Source organism: Arcticibacter tournemirensis (assembly GCF_006716645.1).
Lineage (GTDB): Bacteria > Bacteroidota > Bacteroidia > Sphingobacteriales > Sphingobacteriaceae > Arcticibacter > Arcticibacter tournemirensis.
The window spans coordinates 4,604,182-4,623,437 of record NZ_VFPL01000001.1 but is presented as its reverse complement, the minus strand read 5'-3'; the positions used below and the strand labels follow the sequence as shown (position 1 = coordinate 4,623,437).

The following is a 19,256-nucleotide window of genomic DNA, read 5'->3' as shown; positions in this document are numbered from 1 at the left end:
AATTTTTTTATACAAATCGTTCTTATAACATGTTAAACAGAAGGCATCTGAGGGTAAAAGTGTTGCAGGCATTGTATGCCTACCATTTATCAGAAAACAAAGTAGTAAAGGTATTGGAGAAAAGGCTTCTCGAAAGCGTTGATGAAGTTTATGAAATGTATATCTGGCTCCTTGCTTTACTGGCTGAAGTGTCGGATTACGCAATGATTGACGCCGATGAACGGGCCAACAAATACCTGCCTACCGAAAATGACCTGAATGCAAATGTCAAATTGCATTCAAATAAGTTCATTAACCTTTTAAAAGAGCATAACGACTATCAAAGTCTTCTAAAGAAATATAAAGTGTCGTGGAGCTTTGACCCCGAAGTTGTTAAAACGATATTTAATATCTTAAAGGAATCCGAACAATATCAAGCTTATCTTAATAACTCCGATTCTTCTCTGCGTTCGGAGAAAGAAATAATTAAATATATCTATAAAAAGATCATTAAGGTTACTCCTTCGGTTGAACAGGTGTTTGAAGAAAAATTCATTAACTGGCCTGTAGATAAGGAAGTGCTGGAAGCGATGCTCGCCAAAACATTCAGCAATTTTCAGAGTGAGAACGCAGCCGAGAATAAACTTGCCCAGATAAGTCCTGCATGGCACGAAGACCGCGAATTTATCCTTGATCTTTTGGGGCGTACCATCTCTTTTGATGAAGAATACCAGCAGTATATTTCGGATAAAACCAGGAACTGGGATGCCGAACGTATAGCTATTATTGATGTGTTGCTTATGAAAATGGCAATTACAGAATTAGTACATTTCCCGTCGATACCTGTAAAGGTTACTATGAATGAGTATATTGAAATAGCAAAAGAATTCAGTACTCCTAAAAGTAATTTGTTTATTAATGGTATTTTAGACAAAATTTTAGATGACCTTAAACAGGCCGGTAAAATTCGTAAAACTGGAAGAGGTTTAATTGAATAATAATATGAAAATTGTTTTTATCGCAATACTAGCGGGGATAGCAGTTAGTATTACATCGTGTAAAAATAAAGGTACCACTAATGGGAGTGCTCCTCAGACCGAAACCGCGGGGAGTTCTGCCGACGCATCGAGATTGCCTGTTATTAATTTCGAAGAGGATACCTACGACTTTGGTAAGATTAAAGAAGGCGAAAAGGTTTCTTATGACTTTAAATTCACCAATACCGGTAAAAGCCCGCTGATTATCTCCAATGCGTCCACAAGTTGCGGTTGTACCGTACCCGACTATCCCCATCAGCCCATTGCTCCGGGAGAGAGTGGCGTTATAAAGGTTGTATTTAACAGTTCTGGTAAAAACGGGCAGCAACATAAAGCTGTAACGCTTACAACAAATGCCTCACCTTCTACCACAGAGATCTTTCTCGTTGGTGAAGTTCAGAGCGCTACTAAATAGTTTTAATCACTAAAAATTAATTATATGAATCCAGGAATGCAGCAAATGATAATGTTTGGACTAATCATAGTAGTATTTTACTTCTTTATGATCCGTCCTCAGATGAAGAAAGCAAAAGACCAGAAAAAGTATATTGACGAATTGAAACGTGGCGATAAGGTCATTACCACTGCAGGTATTCACGGCAAGATTGTAGATATTACGGATACAACTTTCTTAATTGAAGTAGAAAGCGGAACGAAGATACGTTTTGATAAATCAGCTATTTCGCTTGAAGCATCAAAAGCGCTGAATGCTACGAAAGCTTAGTTTTAGCACCGGGGGGTAGTTCAGGTTAGTATCAGGTATCAAGATACTAGTAGCAAGACTTGCATTAAAATACTGGTATTTCAAGATGGCCTTGAAAACGAGTTTATTGCAACGGCATCCTATCCTGATACTTGATACTAATATCCCGATACTTGATACTAATATCCTGATACTAGTATCCTGATACTGGCATCTTATACAAAATCATATTGGTATGGCCCTGATTACGCTTAACCGTATTGAGAGACGCAGAATGACAGTTTTCTTAAGCTGTTTAATTACGGCTGTCCTGATATGGTTGGTGATAGCGCTCTCGGGAAGGTATAAGTATACGGTCGATACCAAAATAAATTATACAGATCCTCCGGAAAGTAAGGCATTTCATCCTTTGCAGGATGATAGTGTATCCCTTGAGATCGAAGGCACAGGCTGGCAGCTTCTTTTTTCCAGACTTCGTCTCAACCCGCAATCTGTAAACGTAAGCTTGCGAAGTCTCAACTCCAGGAATTATATTGTTTTTTCAGGTCAGTTGAATGATTTGAATAGCCAGTTCGAATCAAGTCAAAGAGTGATATCTGTATCTCCTGATACGCTGTTCTTCGACTTTTCGAAGAGGACGGTAAAGAAGGTTCCTGTTAAATTAGAATATAATCTAACGTTCAAAAAAAACTACGGCATTTCAGGCCCGCCGAAACTCAATCCTTCGTATGTTACAGTAAATGGCGCTGCAGAGGATCTAAGAAAGATTACCTATTGGCCTACGACAATTTTAAATCTCCAGAACGTCAGCACTGATCTTTCTGTAAAGGTTGGATTCGCTCCTGCAAAAGCAAATAATATCGATATCTACCCACAGTCTGTAAAAGCAGAGATCCCTATCGACCGGTTTACAGAGAAGATTATTGAGGTACCGTTGAAAGTGCTTAATGGCAAGGGGAGAGATGTAAAATTATTGCCGGAGAAGGTGAAAATTACTATCCTCGCTGCGTTAAGCAACTATCCCTTATTAGACCGCGACTCCCTTGTAGCGACAGTTGATCTGGCCGGATGGTCAGAAAAAGGATATACTCAGCTGCCGGTAGTTTTAAGTAAGATTCCTAAGTTTTGCACTCTAGTAAAAACCGAGCCGCAGGTGGTCGATTTCTTTATCCGAAAGTAATATGCTTAAAGTGGGAATAACAGGCGGTATTGGGAGCGGAAAAACAACTGTATGCCACCTTTTTGAGCTACAGGGTATTCCGGTATTTTATGCAGACGACCGGGCAAAGCTTCTGATGAACACCGATTTAGTGCTTGTTAATAGCATTAAGGAGGCTTTTGGCGAATCCGTTTATTTGGAAGACGGTCGTCTTAATCGGAAAGAGCTGGCGCGAGTAGTTTTTAATAATGCAGGGCTGCTGGAGAAGTTAAACTCCTTAGTTCATCCTGCAGTGTTCAGAGATTTTGATTCCTGGTCGCTGAAGCAAAAATCGCCTTATGTGCTGAAAGAAGCCGCAATCCTTTTTGAAAGCGGATCTGATAAAGATTGCGATTTCACTATTCTTGTAACGTCACCACCTGACATACGTATAAGGAGAGTAATAAGCCGGGACAAAGTCTCTGAGGAAGAAGTAAAGAAACGGATGGATAAACAACTGAGCGATGAGAAGAAAATTGAGCTTGCTGATTTTATTATCCGAAACGATGAGCGGGAGTTATTAATTCCTCAGGTAATCAATCTTCATCATAAGCTACTTGAACTCAGTAGTGTAAAGACAGCGAACGATGATTAGACAAGATTTTCTGGTATTCGATGAGTATGGCTTGTATTGTAAAGCAGGAGATTTTTACCTCGACCCGCAGAAGCCTGTAAAGCAGGCGGTAATTTCTCATGCCCACGGTGATCATGCATGCCCCTCCAACGACACGATATTCTGCACTGCTCCAACTGCTTCGATCATGCGGTTGCGATTAAAGAAAAATGCCGGGGGATCGTTCAGGATCTTTAACTTTCATGAGCCGTTTTTAATTAACGGAGTGAGAATAACCTTTGTTCCTGCCGGACATATCCTTGGATCGGCCCAGGTTCTGATGGAGTATGAGGGAGTAAGGTACCTGTATACCGGCGATTTTAAGCTTCAGGAAGATCCTACGTGCGAACCTGCGGAAATAGTAAAGGCTGATGTGCTCATTACTGAAACTACTTTTGCCGATCCGTCTGTGGCTCATCCTGATACAATCGCGGAGATACAGAAACTGAATTCATCCAATCATAACGTATTATTGGGAGCATATGCACTTGGGAAAAGCCAGCGGCTCATTAATCTGATTAACCGCTTCTGCCCGCAAAGAACGGTATTGCTGCATCATTCGATACTCCCGGTAACCAAAGTGTATGATGAATATGGGTATCCGCCGGGCAATTATCTGCCTTATAACAGAAAATTAATGAAATCTCCCGGCCAGGGATTTGTTTATATCGTTCCTCCTCTTACATTTGACTGTTATTACAGGGCGAAAGGTGTTTTGAGGGTATTCGCGTCAGGCTGGAGAAGATTGCAGGCGCAGAACGATATGGAGTTGTACATCTCCGACCATGCCGACTGGCGAGATATTTTAGGCTTTATAGGAAGGTCAGAACCAGCAGAGGTTTGGACATTACATGGCAGAGGAGAATATTTAAAAGCGCATTTTGCTGATACTCTTCCCGTTAAAATTTTAAGTTAATACATCTATGGGGATATTTGAAATTATGAAACCTTGGGCAGAAAATAGTAGAAACCTGATATTAGCATTAAAGACCCATGGAGTTAGAGAAGGAGATCCATCAAACTAAGTTTAAGAACGACTATCACAAGATAGTAGTGAACATCATTTATTCATACAGCTGGGTAACCGGACTTGTAAAAGAGCGCCTGAGTAAACAGGAAGTCACGTTACAACAGTATAACATATTGCGTATCCTGCGCGGGCAATATCCTAAACCAGCTACCATTAATCTTCTGAAAGAACGGATGCTCGATAAAATGTCGGATGCTTCGCGTATTGTCGAGCGATTGGTACAGAAAGAGCTCGTCACCCGTACCATTAATAAGACGGACCGCCGGGCTGTGGATATTTTGATAACGGAAAAAGGACTGGATGTTTTAAAAGACCTTGATCCTGTTATCACTCCCGAGGATGTTCTGAAACAGAATATCACAGAAGAAGAAGCCGCTCAGCTAAACCTCTTGCTTGATAAGCTGAGAGGGTAGTTCGGCAATTGAAAATTGACAATGACAGTTGACAATTGTATACGCTTTCCTTATCAATGCCCCACGAGGCTTAGCATAGCAATCAGTGTTCCGGCGAGTACTGCAATAAGTTTCCGCTTGTTAAAATGATGATCTACGCTGGATTCAAAAAGTATGGTTGTAGAGATATGCAGAAAAATACCAATCACTACTGCCATTATACGGTCGAAGTATGCGTTTATATTACCTATAACCCCGTTACTGATGCCACTGCTCAATATCAGTCCGAGAGGCGACATCAAAGAGAACAGGACTACCAGACTGATGATCCTTCGTCGGCTCAAGTGGTTTTGAAGTAATACACTTGAAAGAGCAAACGCAGCAGGTATATGGTGAAGCGCTATACCAAATAAAAGTTCATTACTTTTTCTTTCGGCGAGAGGCATCCCTTCCAGGAAAGCATGCAGGCATAAACTAACCATAATTCCATAGGGGAATACAGAATGTTCATGCGACGCTTTATGAATGTGACCGTGTTCAATACCTTCAGAAAACTGCTCCAGGATAACCTGAAAAAGGAAACCGCCTAATACGTACAGTCCAATGCTGTGGCTTTCGGTATGATATACGTCGGGAATAAGATGTAAAACAGTGATTCCGAAGAGATAGGCGCCACTGAAAGAAAGAATAAGCTTAAGCCGTTTTGTATTGTCCTTTTGGAAAAAGAAAACGCTGACGCCCCCGGCAAAACAACTGACAAAAAGAACAATCAGCTTCCAGTATTCCATGTTTTATGCATGTATGAAGTTAAGAATATAGTGCCCGTAACGTAACCTACCAGGCAGCCTACAAGCGCTCCTGTTGTTACATCCAAAGGAAAATGAACGCCTACATAAACCTGGGCAAAGGCTATGCTGAAAGCCCAGAAAAGGCCGAGAGGGACTATCGGCTTCCACCGCTGATGGAAAACCGTGATCAGGAACATGGCAATACCAAAATGATTGGTGGCATGCGATGAGGGGAAGCTAAAGCCGCTTCCGCAAGCTACCAGAAGCCGAATCTCGTCCTTAAACCCCGGCTCATTACAAGGACGGAGGCGTTCGAACAAATGTTTCAGGACAGAAGCGCTGAAATAATCAGCGATAGCAAACGTGATCAGTAAAAAAACGATACAAATCCACCCGTTCTGTTTGTAATTCTTCACCAGGAAGATTATGAGAAAAAGATATAGCGGCGCCCAGAAATACCTGTTCCGCAAAAGAGGCATTATCCAATCGAAAAAAGGATTGGCCATTCCCTGGTTCACTCCCAGGAATGCCTGATGATCAAATTGTATTAGTTGCTCAAACATCAGCTTTCTGGCAAATAAAAATTAAACGGTCCGAATTATCCTCATCAAATGGGCGTAACGCATAATCGCCGAAGAAGTTCACTATTTTAAACCCGCTTAGTGTGAGGAGCCTTTCAAAGTCGGAAAAGGAAAAAGCCTGTACCTCTTCCTGATAATGGTAGTTGTGGTTATTGGCTTCAAAATCAATGCTTTTAATGATTTTCCCCTTCTCCACTTTCTTGGTTATATTGAAAGCGATGCCCTCTATTACTTTTGTTTCTTCTTTTTTAAGTTGATGAAGGATTTTCTTGCTGTTAAAATAGTCGAGCACAAGTGTTCCGCCTGCCTTGAGTGATTTCCTGAATGAGCGCAGCGCATTTACATGGTCTTTTTCGGTTTCGAAATAACCAAAACTTGTAAAGAGGTTGAGCGCGATATCAAAGTAATTGATATTCATCAACTGCCTCATATCGTGAATGTAAAAGTGCAGATGCTCATTTTCGAACTGTTTGGAGAATTCGATATTAGCCCGCGAAAGATCAATGCCCGTGACATCAAATCCCTTTTTATTAAGGTAAACAGAATGCCTTCCTCTTCCACTGGCAATATCCAGTATCCGTGTTCCTTTCCCCGGATTTAACAATAAACAGAGATTATCAATAAAGAACTCTGCTTCCGCATTATTGTGCTGATTGTATAATATATGATAGTAAGGAGAGTTGAACCAGTTTTGATACCATTTATCCGGCATAAAATAAAAATTACAATGTTGCAAATATAAGCAAAGAGTTTGACAGAAAGGCGGCGGCCGGTATTGCGTGTTCTGCCTGAGCCTTCCGACTTCTTTTTCTTACCGCTTTTATTCTTTATTTTTGAGCACCTTAAAGCACAAATCGTGACACTAATTAAATCAATATCAGGAATCAGAGGAACTATAGGAGGTAAACCGGGAGACGCTCTTACTCCCGCAGACATACTCAAGTTTACCGCAGCCTTTGGAAAATGGATTACCCTTAAGAGTGGGAAAAATAAGATCGTTATCGGAAGAGATGCACGCATTTCGGGAGAAATGGTTCGCAACCTTGTTACAGGAACGCTGCAGAGCATTGGCGTAGATGTTATTGACCTGGGTCTTTCTACCACTCCAACGGTGGAAATTGCCGTTACGGAAGAAAACGCCGGCGGAGGGATTATCATCACTGCAAGCCATAATCCGCGACAGTGGAATGCATTGAAACTCCTTAATTCTTCGGGCGAGTTTATTAGTGATCAGGATGGAAAAGAAGTTCTTGAACTTGCCGAACAGGCAGATATCTCTTTTTCGGAAGTGAATGAGCTGGGGACGGTGACCTCCGATCAATCCTATCTTCAAAAACACATAGATAAAATTCTGGCCTTGCCTCTGGTTGACGTTGAAGCCATCAGGAAGGCAAAGTTTAAAATAGCAATTGATTGTGTTAATTCTACAGGCGGCATTTTTGTGCCAGCCCTTCTTCGGGCATTGGGTGTAGAAACGATTCATGAATTATATTGTACACCCGACGGGCATTTTCCTCATAATCCGGAGCCTTTGCCGGAAAATCTGGTGGCCTTATCCCAGGAGGTGACCAGTAAAAAAGCTGATCTGGGCATCGCCGTTGACCCCGATGTTGATCGTTTGTGCTTTGTTTGCGAAGATGGTAATATGTTTGGTGAAGAATATACCCTTGTTGCAGTGGCAGATTATATTTTAAAGCACAATAAGGGAAATACGGTATCCAACCTTTCATCCACCCGTGCTCTTCGCGATGTCAGCGAACGGGCAGGAGTCTCTTACAATGCATCAGCTGTAGGTGAAGTGAACGTTGTTACGAAGATGAAAGAAACAAATGCTGTTATCGGAGGAGAAGGAAACGGGGGGGTTATTTATCCCGAATTACATTATGGCCGCGACGCACTTGTGGGAATAGCATTGTTCCTCACTCATCTTGCACAATCGGGCATGACGGTATCCTCACTTCGCAGTTCCTATCCCGAGTATTTTATATCAAAGAATAAGATCACTTTAACTCCGGGAATGGACATAGATGGTCTATTGGAGAAGGTTCGCATTAAATACCAAAATCAGCCTCATTCTACGATAGACGGACTGAAGATTGAGTTTGACAAGGAGTGGGTACATCTGCGGCGTTCTAACACAGAGCCCATCATCCGCATATATTCGGAAGGAAATTCGGAAACAGTTGCAAATAACCTGGCCGGCAAGATCATTTCAGATATCAAAGAGTTTTTAGGAGAGGGTACGGTAAACTGAAATGAGAGTATATCTTGACAACGCAGCCACTACTTCTATTGATTCAGAGGTACTGAAGGAAATGTTTTATATGATGGAGAACCAGTTTGGTAATCCATCCTCAATCCATTCTCATGGCAGGGAAGTACGTACGGCTATAGAGAAGGCCCGGAAAACGGTTGCTAATTTGCTTCACGCATCGCCCGCCGAAATTTTCTTTACCTCAGGCGGTACTGAAGCTGATAACATGGCCATCCGTTCAGGTATTGCTGATTACGGAATTAAACATGCTATAACGGCTCGTACAGAGCATCATGCCGTCCTTCATACTTTCGAAGCGCTGGAGAAAAGCGGAGTGATAAAACTAAGCTATGTAGATACCGATACCAGGGGTAATATTAACATGTCACATCTTAACGAGCTCCTGTCGTCGAATGAAAGAAGCTTCGTTTCTTTAATGCATGCGAACAATGAGCTTGGTACCTTAACCGACATAGAAGCAGTTGGCGACCTCTGTGAACAGTATGATGCTCTTTTTCATTGTGACACAGTTCAAACCATGGGGCACTATCCCCACGATCTGCAGCGTTTAAAAGTGCATTTCATAACCTGCGCGGCACACAAGCTGCATGGACCCAAAGGAGCTGGCTTTTTGTATGTTAACCATGCCATTAAGATTAACCCATTAATTTTAGGGGGCTCACAGGAACGCAATATGCGCGGCGGGACAGAAAATGTATATGGGATAGTGGGTCTCGCTAAAGCTCTCGAAATTGCATATCGTGATATGGCAGGGCACCAGGAGCATGTTCAGGGACTTAAGAGTTATATGAAAGAACGGCTGGAAAAGGAGATTAAAGACGTGCAGTTTAACGGAGAGACCGACCCCGAAAAGAGTTTATATACCGTACTCAATGTTTCTTTTCCTGAAATGGAAATGGCTGATATGTTACTTTTTAGTCTGGACATTGCAGGGATTTCAGCTTCCGGAGGAAGCGCCTGCAGCTCGGGATCCAATATAGGCTCGCACGTTCTCGAGGCCATAGGGGCTAACCCCGGTCGTCCGGCCGTACGATTCTCCTTTAGTAAGTTTAATACTCTTGAAGAAATTGATTATACAATAGAGAAACTTAAAGGATTGTGCGCCTCCTAAGCAGGGGAGGAGCATAATTATTTTTTCTTTATTCAAACAAACAGGGTAATGCTAAGTGTTTACTATACAAGTAGAAACTTAAGCTATTAACCTATGAAACTATTTCATGAAAATTCCCTGGATGTTCAGGAAGATTTGAGAATTGATGCTCCCGTAAACCTGAGAGTTGCACCTGAAGAGCCCAATGAAGATGAGGACCTTTCATATGACGACGACGACCTGGGAGAAAATTCGGAGATCACTCCTTTGGGAGATGACCTGGACGATGATAACATAAATGACATTAAGACTTTCGGTGGTCCGCTTGATGATGATGACGACCTGCTTTCGGATGATGATGATCTCGATGTAGAGACAGAAACATATGTGGATGACGAGGATGAGATCGTAGATATTACGACCAGTCAGCAGAATGACCCGGATGATGACGATGACGACCTTTTAGCTGACGACGACGATGATGATCTCCTTCTTGATGATGACGATGAAATTGAGAACCCAGATGCGATTCCGGATACTTCGTTAACGGACGATGACGACGAGGTGTTCGAAGACGATGATCTGTCTGACGATGAGGATCTGGATGCTGGCGGCGACCGGCCAACAACAGCCACCAATGCGCCTCAAACGTTTGATACGTCTGATTCCGGAGTTTCATCCCGCCAGGAAGTTCGTAATACAGGCCGCATGGTAGGTCATGAACCGGGGATCCCCGGAGGGCTGGGAAGCGAAATTTAATTCTATATGTCGGACGACAAGGCCAAACACAATCACACAGGTCAGCAACCTTCTGATGCTCCTACGGAGAAGCTTACTCATCCGCCTAAGAAGAAGGGAAGAAGAAAGATTGACCGCGACAGTGGATTTAACTCCACTGGTAAGGATCCTACGCTCGGTAATCAAAGAACGTAGGGAGTTATGGGTTATGAATTATGAATTATGAGTTATGAGTTATGAGTTATGTTGAGATTTGAGATATGAATTATTAGGCGCCGGAGTTGGGTGTGGATTATAAACAATATGTTCTCACGTCTCATATCTATTATCTCATAACTCATAACTCACAACCCATCTCATCCTTTCATCATAGAAAGGAAGGTTGCCAGTTTGTCTTTCATTTCACGACGGTCTGTTATAAAATCCAGAAAACCGTGTTCCAGAACGAATTCCGATGTTTGAAATCCTTTCGGTAAGTCCTTTTTAATCGTTTCTTTAATTACCCTGGGTCCTGCGAATCCGATAAGTGCGCCGGGTTCAGCGATATTGATATCGCCAAGCATGGCATACGATGCAGTGACGCCACCTGTAGTAGGATCGGTCAGAAGAGAAATGTAAGGTATTTTCGCTTTGCTTAATAAGGCAAGTTTGGCCGAGGTCTTTGCCATTTGCATTAGCGAAAAAGCCGCCTCCATCATTCTTGCACCGCCCGATTTTGAGATCAGCAGGAACGGTATTTTCTTTTCAATACAATAATCTATAGATCTGGCAATCTTCTCGCCTACTACCGATCCCATAGAGCCCCCGATAAAGTTAAAGTCCATACAGGCTATAACGAGTTCATGCCCCTTAAGGGTGCCATGAGCCGCCCGGATGGCATCTTTAAGTCCTGTTTTTGCATAGCTTTCTTTAAGCCGCTCGGTGTATTGTTTCGTATCAGTGAAATTTAAAGGATCGGCTGAGCGTATATTTTCAAACAACTCAGTGAACTCATTATTATCAAAAAGGACCGAAAAATATTCTTTGGATCCGATTCTCAGGTGATATCCGCAATAGTGACATACGTATTTATTTTCCACCTGCTCGGCATAATGCAAGGGTTTTTTGCATTCCGGGCACTTGTTCCATATACCGTCAGGAGCTTCTTTTTTCTCGTGCGTAGAAGTAATAATTCCTTTTTTCTCTCTTTTAAACCAAGCCATACGAATGGAAATAAGCTTGCAAATAAACGAATTTTTTAAGAAAAGAGCTCTTTTAATAAACTTAGATAAAAATCTTTTATCTCTTATTTTGAAATGTGTTTTCTATAACAATAAAATTAATGATCTATATCACTTGAGTTAAACTTAAAATCCTTAATTTCGGGATTTCTTAAAAGACGTTATAATATGAATCTGAAAAATTATAAAGGCGTTTTGTATGGAGATGCGGTTCAGGAACTTTTTGAACAGGCAAAGAAGCACCAATTCGCTTTACCAGCAGTAAACACCATTGGAACCAACACTGTCAATGCCGTAATGGAAACAGCTAAAGCTGTGAATTCGCCGGTGATTATACAGTTGTCAAACGGAGGAGCGCAATTTTATGCAGGTAAATCCTTAGATAATTCAAATCTTCAGGCCTGCGTTCTGGGAGCTGTTTCCGCAGCAAGACACGTACATTTACTTGCCGAACATTATGGTGTAGCAGTAATCTTGCATACAGACCATGCTGCAAAGAAACTTCTGCCATGGATCGATGGAATGTTATCTCATGGAGAACGTTTCCACAAGCAATTTGGAAAGCCTTTATTTTCTTCACACATGCTCGACCTTTCTGAAGAGCCGATTGAAGAAAATATCGAAGTAAGCAAGACCTATCTTGAGCGTATGAAAGCGCTGGGAATGACTATTGAAATCGAACTCGGCGTAACCGGAGGAGAAGAAGATGGTGTAGATAATTCAGATGTTGATAGCTCTAAACTATATACACAACCCGAAGAAGTTGCTTACGCTTATAAAGAACTTAGCAGCGTAAGTCACCGCTTTACCATTGCAGCAGCGTTCGGAAATGTTCATGGTGTTTACAAACCAGGTAACGTAAAACTTCAGCCCATTATTCTGAAGAATTCTCAGGAATATCTTAGAAAAGAACTTGGTCTTGAGGCAGAAAAACCAATCAACTTTGTATTCCATGGTGGATCGGGCTCGTCACAGGAGGAAATTCGCGAAGCGATTTCTTACGGTGCTATTAAAATGAATATAGATACCGATATGCAGTGGGCATATTGGGAAGGTATAAAAGATTACTACAAATCAAAAGAAGGATATCTTCAAAGCCAGATCGGAAATCCGGAAGGACCTGATTCTCCGAACAAAAAATATTACGATCCACGCGTGTGGTTACGTAAAGGCGAAGAGACTTTCGTTAAGCGTCTGTCTGCCGCTTTTGAAGATCTGAACTGTATTGATGTTAATAGTAAACTTTAACACTAAGTAGGTTATATAAAAAGGCCATCTCTTATGAGATGGTTTTTTTTTGAATAAGTTTATGGGAATAGAGATAACAAAGGTTACCGGCGATGAGGAGCTCCAGTTAGTGTTCGCTATCCGCAGAACTGTTTTTGTTGACGAGCAATGCTGCCCTCCCGAGCTGGAATGGGAATTTGAGGATGAATCAATCCATTTCCTTGCGCGGCATGATGGTCAGCCAGCAGGCGCTGCACGTTGGCGACGTACAGAAAAAGGGTATAAACTTGAGCGCTTCGCTGTGCTAAAAGAATTCAGAGGGATGGGAGTAGGGCAGGCCCTTGTAAAAGCGGTACTCGCCGATCTTCCCGCTGATGCACAATATATTTATCTTCATGCTCAGGTGCCCGCTATGGGACTATATAGTAAACTGGGCTTTGTGGCTGAAGGCAACCAGTTCGAAGAAGCCGGAATACTGCACTATAAGATGGTGTTGTATTAGCTTATTTCGTTTGTGTATCCTCTGTCATCGACTGCCTGTTAAAGGGGCGAATGATTAAACGGGTGCCGCGGTCGTAGCTGAAATAACTCCATATCCAGTTAACCAGTACTACCAGTTTATTCCTGAACCCTACCAGGCTCATGAGGTGTACAAACATCCAAACGAACCAGGCAAACACACCCTGGAACCGAATTTTCCCAATGTCTACAACAGCTCTGTTACGGCCTATAGTGGCCATTGAGCCTTTGTCTCTATATTTAAAAGGAACAGGCTCCTGCCTGTTAATAATTCGGACAAGATTTTCTGCAAGCAGTTTTCCCTGTTGCATAGCTACCGGCGCCACACCGGGATGGCCGTTAGGATAATCCTCTGTAGACATGGAAGCAACATCACCGATAGCAAAAATGTCGATGTAGCCGCTAACCCGGTTATACTCATCTACTTTTATTCTTCCGCCTCTTACTATTCTGTCCATCGGTATTCCTCCCGGAACTACTCCCTTTACACCAGCGGACCATAACACGTTCTTTGTTACGATCTCGGTTCCGTTGGAGAGTACAATTTTGCTTCCGTCGTAAGACGACACCCGCATATCGGTCATAACCTTCACTCCCAGTTCTTCGAGAAACTGGCAGGAACTCCTCTGCGACTGGGGCGACATTGGGCCCAGCAGTACGGGAGAGCCTTCAACCAGATAAATATTCATATCATCCATGTTGAGCTCAGGATAATCTTTACGGAGTACATGGCGCTTTAGCTCAGCAAGCGAACCGGCAAGTTCCACTCCGGTAGGACCTCCGCCCGTTACAACAAAGTTCAAAAGCGCTGCTTTCTTCACAGGATCGGTTTCAATAAGTGACTCTTCAAGATTCTGAAGGATCATGCTCCTGAGGTTAAGTGATTCAGGAATGGTCTTCATGGGCATGGTATAATGCTCCAATTCCCTGGATCCAAAGAAGTTTGAATCCGATCCGGTTGCAATGACTAAATAGTCATAATAAAACTCACCTATATTGGTTTCAACAGCTTTACGTTCAGGAATGACCGATAATACTTCTGCGTTCCTGAAAATGAAGTTTTTCTGACCTTTAAATATTTTTCTCAGTGGAAATGCGATAGAGTCAGCCTCCAGGCCACCCGTTGCCACCTGATATAAAAGAGGCTGAAATGTATGATAATTATGCCTGTCGAGCATTAAAACCTGAACCTCTTTGTCTTTCAGATGCTTGGCTAACTGTATCCCGCCAAACCCTCCTCCTATAATGATTACTCTTGGAAAACTTACTGAAGACGATCCTGCTTCCATATTTTAATAATTAGAATGCTTATACTATTTAAACCCTAATCACGCAGAAATGTTGTCTCTTGCACGTCCTATTCGAAGAAGATGACGCTTCGTTGAAGTCTGATTCAGAAAACTTAGTAAAACAAAAAGGCCGGGGTCTTACAATCCCGGCCTTTTACTTTAAACAAATTCTGTTATTTAAGCTTTGAAGCTTTCTTTGTCTTTTTCCTTAATGAGTTCCACTACGAACGGTGTAGCAACGAACAGTGACGAATAAGTACCGAATACAACACCGATAAGCATCGCAAAAGAGAAGCCTCTTAAAATCTCACCACCGAAGATGAAGATGATGATAAGTACCGCAATAACGCAAATACCGGTTACTACTGTACGGCTTAAGGTGCTGTTTAAGGCGTTATTAATTACCGTCGGCATATCCTCGTTCTTACTATGGTGCTGGTTAATGTATTCGCGGATACGGTCGAATACAACCACCGTGTCGTTAATGGAATATCCCATTACCGTCAGGATCGCAGCAATAAATGCCTGGTCGATATCAAGGGAGAATGGAACAATGCCATTCAGCAAGGTGAAAATCGACAGCAGCACCAGCACGTCATGCGCTAATGCGATAATCGCAGATACCCCAAACTGCCAGCGCCTGAACCTGATAAGGATATACAGGAAGATTACGAGGATCGAAAAGATCACCGAGTAAACGGCTGATATCTTGATGTCATTCGCGATCGTTGGACCCACTCTCTGGGCGTCTTTTATCTGGAAGTTAGGATTTATCTTAGCTAAACCATCATGAAGTTTTTTGGCTACAATAGCTTCACCGTCTTCCGTTGTATTGTCAATCATATAAGAGGTGGTGATCTTCACCTCATTACTTGAGCCGTAGGTTTTTACTTCAGGAGCAACATCGAACTCGTCAAGCAGTACATCACGTATAGCATCGGTTCTTACAGGCTTATCGAACTCTACAAAGTACGAACGTCCTCCTTTGAAGTCGACACCAAGACTGAATCCCCTGGTGAACATCGATACCAACCCAGCTACAATGATAGCACCTGAAAGGAGGTAGAACTTTCTGCGTCCGGAGATAAAATCGAACTTGGTATCTTTAAACAGGTTCTCTGTTGCCTTAATTGAGAAGCTGATACTCTGTTGTTTACCGAGCATCCATTCAAAAATCAGGCGGCTGATGAAGATTGCAGAGAACAATGAAGTGATGATACCCAGCATCAAAGTAGTGGCAAATCCAAGGATCGGGCCGCTTCCAAACACATAAAGGATCACACCTGTCAGGAATGTAGTGATGTTAGAGTCAAGGATCGAAGACATCGCTTTGCTGTAGCCTTCGTATACTGCTATTCTCAGGCTTTTTCCTAAGGCCAGCTCTTCCCTGACACGTTCATAGATCAGTACGTTGGCATCAACTGCCATACCTAATGAAAGTACGATACCTGCAATACCAGGCAAGGTTAAAACAGCGCCTAAGGAGGCCATTACTCCCATAAGGAAGAACAAGTTAACAAGCAGGGCTGCATTTGCTACCCAACCAGCCTTGCTGTAGTAAAGGCCCATGAAAAGAAGGATAACAATAACACCAACTAAGGAGGAGATCAATCCTTTATTAATTGATTCAAGACCTAATGACGGACCTACAATATATTCACTTACGATTTTAGCCGGAGCAGGCAGTCTGCCTGCCTTAAGAACATTCGCAAGGTCTTTGGTGTCGTTCTGTGTAAATTTACCAGTGATAGAAGAAATACCATTGGGGATTTCGTTCTGTACAGTTGGAGCAGAATAAACGTTGTTGTCAAGTACGATAGCAATTGAACGTTTGTTGTTAGGATCAGCAGAAGCTGCTGCGGTAACTTGTCTCCACTGGCGTGCTCCGGTAGAATTCATAAACATGACCACTTCAGGATTGCCCTGTTCAACGTCGGCACGGGCATCAGTAATGACATCGCCGCCCATGATCGCTGTTCCTTCAAATCCGCTTGTCTTTAAAGCATAAAGCTCAAACACCCGGCTTTCGGGACTAACGGGTTTAACACCCCAAAGAAGCTTTACGTTATTTGGAATAATAGAACGGATAGCAGGAGAGTTGAAATAGGCGTTTACCTTTGAAGTATCTTTCTGAGCCGCGTAACCAATCACCGGTCCTCTTCCTAAAACGCTCTGTCCGTTTTCGCCCTGGCCAATATTAGGATTTAAAACAGCAAACAACGGGTTCTGACGAGCTTGCGACTGTGCAAGCGCAGAAGTATCTTTTCCTGCCGAATCTTTCCGTGCCCCAAGTTGGGCAAGTTTACCTGCGCCTGCAGAATCAGATTTCGCTGAAGCGGTTTTTGCAGTTGCGGTATCCTTTGATGTAGCCTGAGTTGCGGCTAATGTTTTATTTATGTTTTCCAGTAACGGGAAAATTTCGCTGTTATCATATGTTTCCCAGAATTCAAGCTGAGCAGATCCCTGAAGGAGCTTTCTTACGCGTTCAGCATCCGATACTCCCGGAAGTTCAATAAGAATTCGGTGCGTACCTGCCTGCAGCTGAATGTTAGGGGAGGTTACTCCGAACTTATCAATACGTGTACGAAGGATATTGAACGACCTGTCAACAGCGCTGTTTGCCTGCGTACGTAAAAACTGTATAACCTCGCTGTTGCTCGCATCCGGTTTTATGGAAGCTGCGTTTTCGCGCGTGGCAAAAATAGAGGCAAGTTTTGCGTTCGGACTAAGAGCCTGATATTCTTCACCAAATAAGGTGATGAAGTCTTTTTGGCTGTTTTTTAATCTGCCTTCAGCATTGCTTAGAGCCTTATTGAAGGTGGCATCGCTGTTGTGGTTTGCCAGGTTCTTTACCAGCTCGGTAAGGGAAATTTCCATAGTAACGTTCATCCCACCTGCAAGGTCAAGCCCCAGAGGAATTTCACGTTCTTTTACATACTGATAATTGAACTTTGCAAACCCAAGGTTAAATACCGGCTGGGTAGCCATAGAGTCAAGATATGCTCTTTCTTTTTCAGGATCTCCTTTTGCATACTCCCGAGCATCTTTTTCAACCTGTTTTGCGACCCACGTAAACGAAAGAGAATACAGACACCCGATCGTTAAGGCGACAGCAACGAATTTAATCAAACCTTTACCTTGCATTTTTGTTTATGATATATAGTATATTTATAATAAGTCTTTTCTGAATAAGACGGCAAATCTAAGTAAATTTTTAATTTATAAAATTCTTTAATTCAGAAATATCAGTCCTCTGTTATCGGGGCCTTTTCGAAGGTTAGGAAAGAATACGAAAACCGGTTTTTATCATCAGGCTGCTTGTCTTCTCTTTTTACTTCTTTCCATGTTCCCCGTTCAATCTCCGGCAAAAAGGTGTCGGTATCAAACTCATGATGTATCAAGGTAATAAAGAGTCGGTTAGCTTTTGGCAGTGCCAGTCTGAATATCTCCGCACCTCCTATCACAAACACGTCGTCGTCCTCGTTACATAGCGAAATGGCAGATTCTAAAGAGTGAGCCACTTCGGCATCGCTAAGTTTCAGATCCTGACGGGTAATGACAATATTACGTCTGTTAGGAAGAGCTTTACCAATGCTTTCAAAGGTTTTTCGGCCCATAATGATGGTATGACCAGTAGTCAAAGCTTTAAAATACTTCAGATCAGCCGGCAGATGCCATGGCAAAGCATTGTTCTTGCCAATTCCTCCCTTACTATCGGTTGCGACTATAATATTTAAATTAACCATCGTTTTATACCGCTACCGGCGCCTTAATATGAGGGTGAGGGTCATAGTTCTCAAGCTTAAAATCTTCAAACTTGAAATCAAACAGATCTTTGACTTCAGGATTTATCTTCATCACCGGAAGATGTCTCGGTTCCCTGCTTAGCTGAAGCTGGGTCTGCTCAATATGGTTGTTGTAGAGATGAGCATCCCCCAGGGTATGAATAAAGTCTCCTGGTTCTAAGTCGCATACCTGTGCAATCATTAAGGTCAGCAGGGCATATGATGCAATATTGAATGGCACACCTAAAAAGATGTCGGCGCTTCTCTGGTACAGCTGACAGCTTAATTTACCATCGGCCACATAAAATTGAAAGAAGCAATGACAAGGGGGGAGGGCCATTTTTTCAATGTCGGCCACATTCCATGCCGAAACGATGAGCCGCCTTGAATCAGGATTATTTTTAATCTGACTGACGAGCTGACGAATCTGATCGATGTGTGTGCCGTCGGGACGAGGCCACGACCGCCACTGATACCCGTAAATGGGGCCTAATTCTCCGGCCTCATCGGCCCATTCATCCCAGATGCTAACGCCGTTCTCTTTAAGATAGCTTATATTCGTGTCGCCCCTTAAAAACCATATCAGTTCATGGATAATAGAGCGAAGGTGTAATTTCTTCGTAGTAACTAAAGGGAAACCTTCCTTCAGATTAAACCGCATCTGATATCCGAACACGCTTATAGTCCCCGTTCCCGTACGATCGTGTTTTTGTGTGCCATGATCCAGCACATGTTTCATCAGATCAAGATATTGCTTCATTTAGTCGTATATGTATGACGGTAAACACGAAC

General features: G+C 42.6%; 21 protein-coding genes. 13 read left to right on the top strand and 8 right to left on the bottom strand.

Features of this window, described 5'->3' with window-relative positions; genetic code table 11:
* Nucleotides 1-29: 29 nt before the first annotated feature.
* The 7 genes from nusB (at nucleotide 30) to BDE36_RS19200 (ending at nucleotide 4,973) form a co-directional block, all read left to right on the top strand.
* Nucleotides 30-977: a transcription antitermination factor NusB gene (gene nusB, locus BDE36_RS19230; RefSeq protein ID WP_141816163.1), complete on the top strand. Its 948-nt coding sequence runs from the start codon at nucleotides 30-32 to the stop codon at nucleotides 975-977.
* A 4-nt stretch (nucleotides 978-981) separates the two neighbouring features.
* Nucleotides 982-1,431 (top strand): DUF1573 domain-containing protein, encoded by a 450-nt coding sequence (locus tag BDE36_RS19225; protein ID WP_141816162.1) that lies wholly within the window; start codon nucleotides 982-984, stop codon nucleotides 1,429-1,431.
* A gap of 24 nt (nucleotides 1,432-1,455) precedes the next feature.
* Nucleotides 1,456-1,740: a preprotein translocase subunit YajC gene (gene yajC, locus BDE36_RS19220; RefSeq protein WP_128768384.1), complete on the top strand. Its 285-nt coding sequence runs from the start codon at nucleotides 1,456-1,458 to the stop codon at nucleotides 1,738-1,740.
* A 214-nt stretch (nucleotides 1,741-1,954) separates the two neighbouring features.
* Entirely contained in the window at nucleotides 1,955-2,899 is a 945-nt protein-coding gene (locus tag BDE36_RS19215) for a CdaR family protein (RefSeq protein WP_128768383.1), read from the top strand.
* A gap of 1 nt (nucleotide 2,900) precedes the next feature.
* On the top strand, nucleotides 2,901-3,512 hold the full coding sequence (coaE, locus tag BDE36_RS19210) for a dephospho-CoA kinase (protein ID WP_128768382.1): 612 nt from the start codon (nucleotides 2,901-2,903) through the stop codon (nucleotides 3,510-3,512).
* On the top strand, nucleotides 3,505-4,446 hold the full coding sequence (locus tag BDE36_RS19205; RefSeq protein WP_141816161.1) for an MBL fold metallo-hydrolase: 942 nt from the start codon (nucleotides 3,505-3,507) through the stop codon (nucleotides 4,444-4,446). Before coaE ends, BDE36_RS19205 begins: the two co-directional genes overlap by 8 nt.
* Nucleotides 4,447-4,523: 77 nt before the next feature.
* Nucleotides 4,524-4,973 carry a MarR family winged helix-turn-helix transcriptional regulator gene (locus BDE36_RS19200; RefSeq protein WP_128768380.1) on the top strand — a complete coding sequence of 150 codons (450 nt, stop codon included), beginning with the start codon at nucleotides 4,524-4,526 and terminating at the stop codon, nucleotides 4,971-4,973.
* A 53-nt stretch (nucleotides 4,974-5,026) separates the two neighbouring features.
* Here the strand turns inward: BDE36_RS19200 and BDE36_RS19195 are convergent, their stop codons facing one another.
* Genes BDE36_RS19195 through BDE36_RS19185 form a run of 3 tightly spaced genes read right to left on the bottom strand, consistent with a single transcriptional unit; the run spans nucleotide 5,027 to nucleotide 7,033 of the window.
* Nucleotides 5,027-5,740: a ZIP family metal transporter gene (locus BDE36_RS19195; RefSeq protein ID WP_141816160.1), complete on the bottom strand. Its 714-nt coding sequence runs from the start codon at nucleotides 5,738-5,740 to the stop codon at nucleotides 5,027-5,029.
* Nucleotides 5,722-6,303: a phosphatase PAP2 family protein gene (locus tag BDE36_RS19190; RefSeq protein ID WP_141816159.1), complete on the bottom strand. Its 582-nt coding sequence runs from the start codon at nucleotides 6,301-6,303 to the stop codon at nucleotides 5,722-5,724. Before BDE36_RS19190 ends, BDE36_RS19195 begins: the two co-directional genes overlap by 19 nt.
* Nucleotides 6,296-7,033 carry a class I SAM-dependent methyltransferase gene (locus BDE36_RS19185; RefSeq protein WP_141816158.1) on the bottom strand — a complete coding sequence of 246 codons (738 nt, stop codon included), beginning with the start codon at nucleotides 7,031-7,033 and terminating at the stop codon, nucleotides 6,296-6,298. The genes BDE36_RS19190 and BDE36_RS19185 overlap by 8 nt, the downstream gene beginning before the upstream one ends.
* A 144-nt stretch (nucleotides 7,034-7,177) precedes the next feature.
* On the opposite strand from BDE36_RS19185, the gene glmM reads away from it, so the two are divergent.
* From glmM to BDE36_RS23810, 4 genes are all read left to right on the top strand, one after another.
* Complete coding sequence (gene glmM / locus BDE36_RS19180) at nucleotides 7,178-8,575, top strand: phosphoglucosamine mutase (RefSeq protein WP_141816157.1); 1,398 nt, start codon at nucleotides 7,178-7,180, stop codon at nucleotides 8,573-8,575.
* Between the two features lies 1 nt (nucleotide 8,576).
* On the top strand, nucleotides 8,577-9,707 hold the full coding sequence (locus tag BDE36_RS19175; protein WP_141816156.1) for a cysteine desulfurase family protein: 1,131 nt from the start codon (nucleotides 8,577-8,579) through the stop codon (nucleotides 9,705-9,707).
* A 93-nt stretch (nucleotides 9,708-9,800) separates the two neighbouring features.
* A complete protein-coding gene (locus BDE36_RS19170) occupies nucleotides 9,801-10,445 on the top strand; it encodes a hypothetical protein (RefSeq protein ID WP_141816155.1) in 645 nt (214 codons plus the stop codon).
* Between the two features lie 6 nt (nucleotides 10,446-10,451).
* A complete protein-coding gene (locus BDE36_RS23810; protein WP_161973366.1) occupies nucleotides 10,452-10,619 on the top strand; it encodes a hypothetical protein in 168 nt (55 codons plus the stop codon).
* Nucleotides 10,620-10,780: 161 nt separating this feature from the next.
* Here BDE36_RS23810 and accD read toward each other — a convergent pair whose 3' ends face one another.
* Nucleotides 10,781-11,626: an acetyl-CoA carboxylase, carboxyltransferase subunit beta gene (gene accD, locus BDE36_RS19165; RefSeq protein ID WP_128768373.1), complete on the bottom strand. Its 846-nt coding sequence runs from the start codon at nucleotides 11,624-11,626 to the stop codon at nucleotides 10,781-10,783.
* A 186-nt stretch (nucleotides 11,627-11,812) separates the two neighbouring features.
* Here accD and fbaA point away from each other — a divergent pair, with 186 nt between their 5' ends.
* Nucleotides 11,813-12,892: a class II fructose-bisphosphate aldolase gene (gene fbaA / locus BDE36_RS19160; protein ID WP_141816154.1), complete on the top strand. Its 1,080-nt coding sequence runs from the start codon at nucleotides 11,813-11,815 to the stop codon at nucleotides 12,890-12,892.
* A gap of 61 nt (nucleotides 12,893-12,953) precedes the next feature.
* Entirely contained in the window at nucleotides 12,954-13,373 is a 420-nt protein-coding gene (locus BDE36_RS19155) for a GNAT family N-acetyltransferase (RefSeq protein WP_128768371.1), read from the top strand.
* 1 nt (nucleotide 13,374) lies between these two features.
* Here BDE36_RS19155 and BDE36_RS19150 read toward each other — a convergent pair whose 3' ends face one another.
* The 4 genes from BDE36_RS19150 to BDE36_RS19135 form a co-directional block, all read right to left on the bottom strand.
* Nucleotides 13,375-14,679, bottom strand: a complete 1,305-nt coding sequence (locus BDE36_RS19150; protein ID WP_141816153.1) for an NAD(P)/FAD-dependent oxidoreductase — start codon at nucleotides 14,677-14,679, stop codon at nucleotides 13,375-13,377.
* Nucleotides 14,680-14,856: 177 nt separating this feature from the next.
* Entirely contained in the window at nucleotides 14,857-17,823 is a 2,967-nt protein-coding gene (gene secDF, locus BDE36_RS19145; RefSeq protein WP_141816152.1) for a protein translocase subunit SecDF, read from the bottom strand.
* Between the two features lie 101 nt (nucleotides 17,824-17,924).
* Nucleotides 17,925-18,425 (bottom strand): dihydrofolate reductase, encoded by a 501-nt coding sequence (locus BDE36_RS19140; protein ID WP_141816151.1) that lies wholly within the window; start codon nucleotides 18,423-18,425, stop codon nucleotides 17,925-17,927.
* 4 nt (nucleotides 18,426-18,429) lie between these two features.
* Nucleotides 18,430-19,224, bottom strand: a complete 795-nt coding sequence (locus BDE36_RS19135) for a thymidylate synthase (protein ID WP_128768367.1) — start codon at nucleotides 19,222-19,224, stop codon at nucleotides 18,430-18,432.
* Between the last annotated feature and the right edge of the window lie 32 nt (nucleotides 19,225-19,256).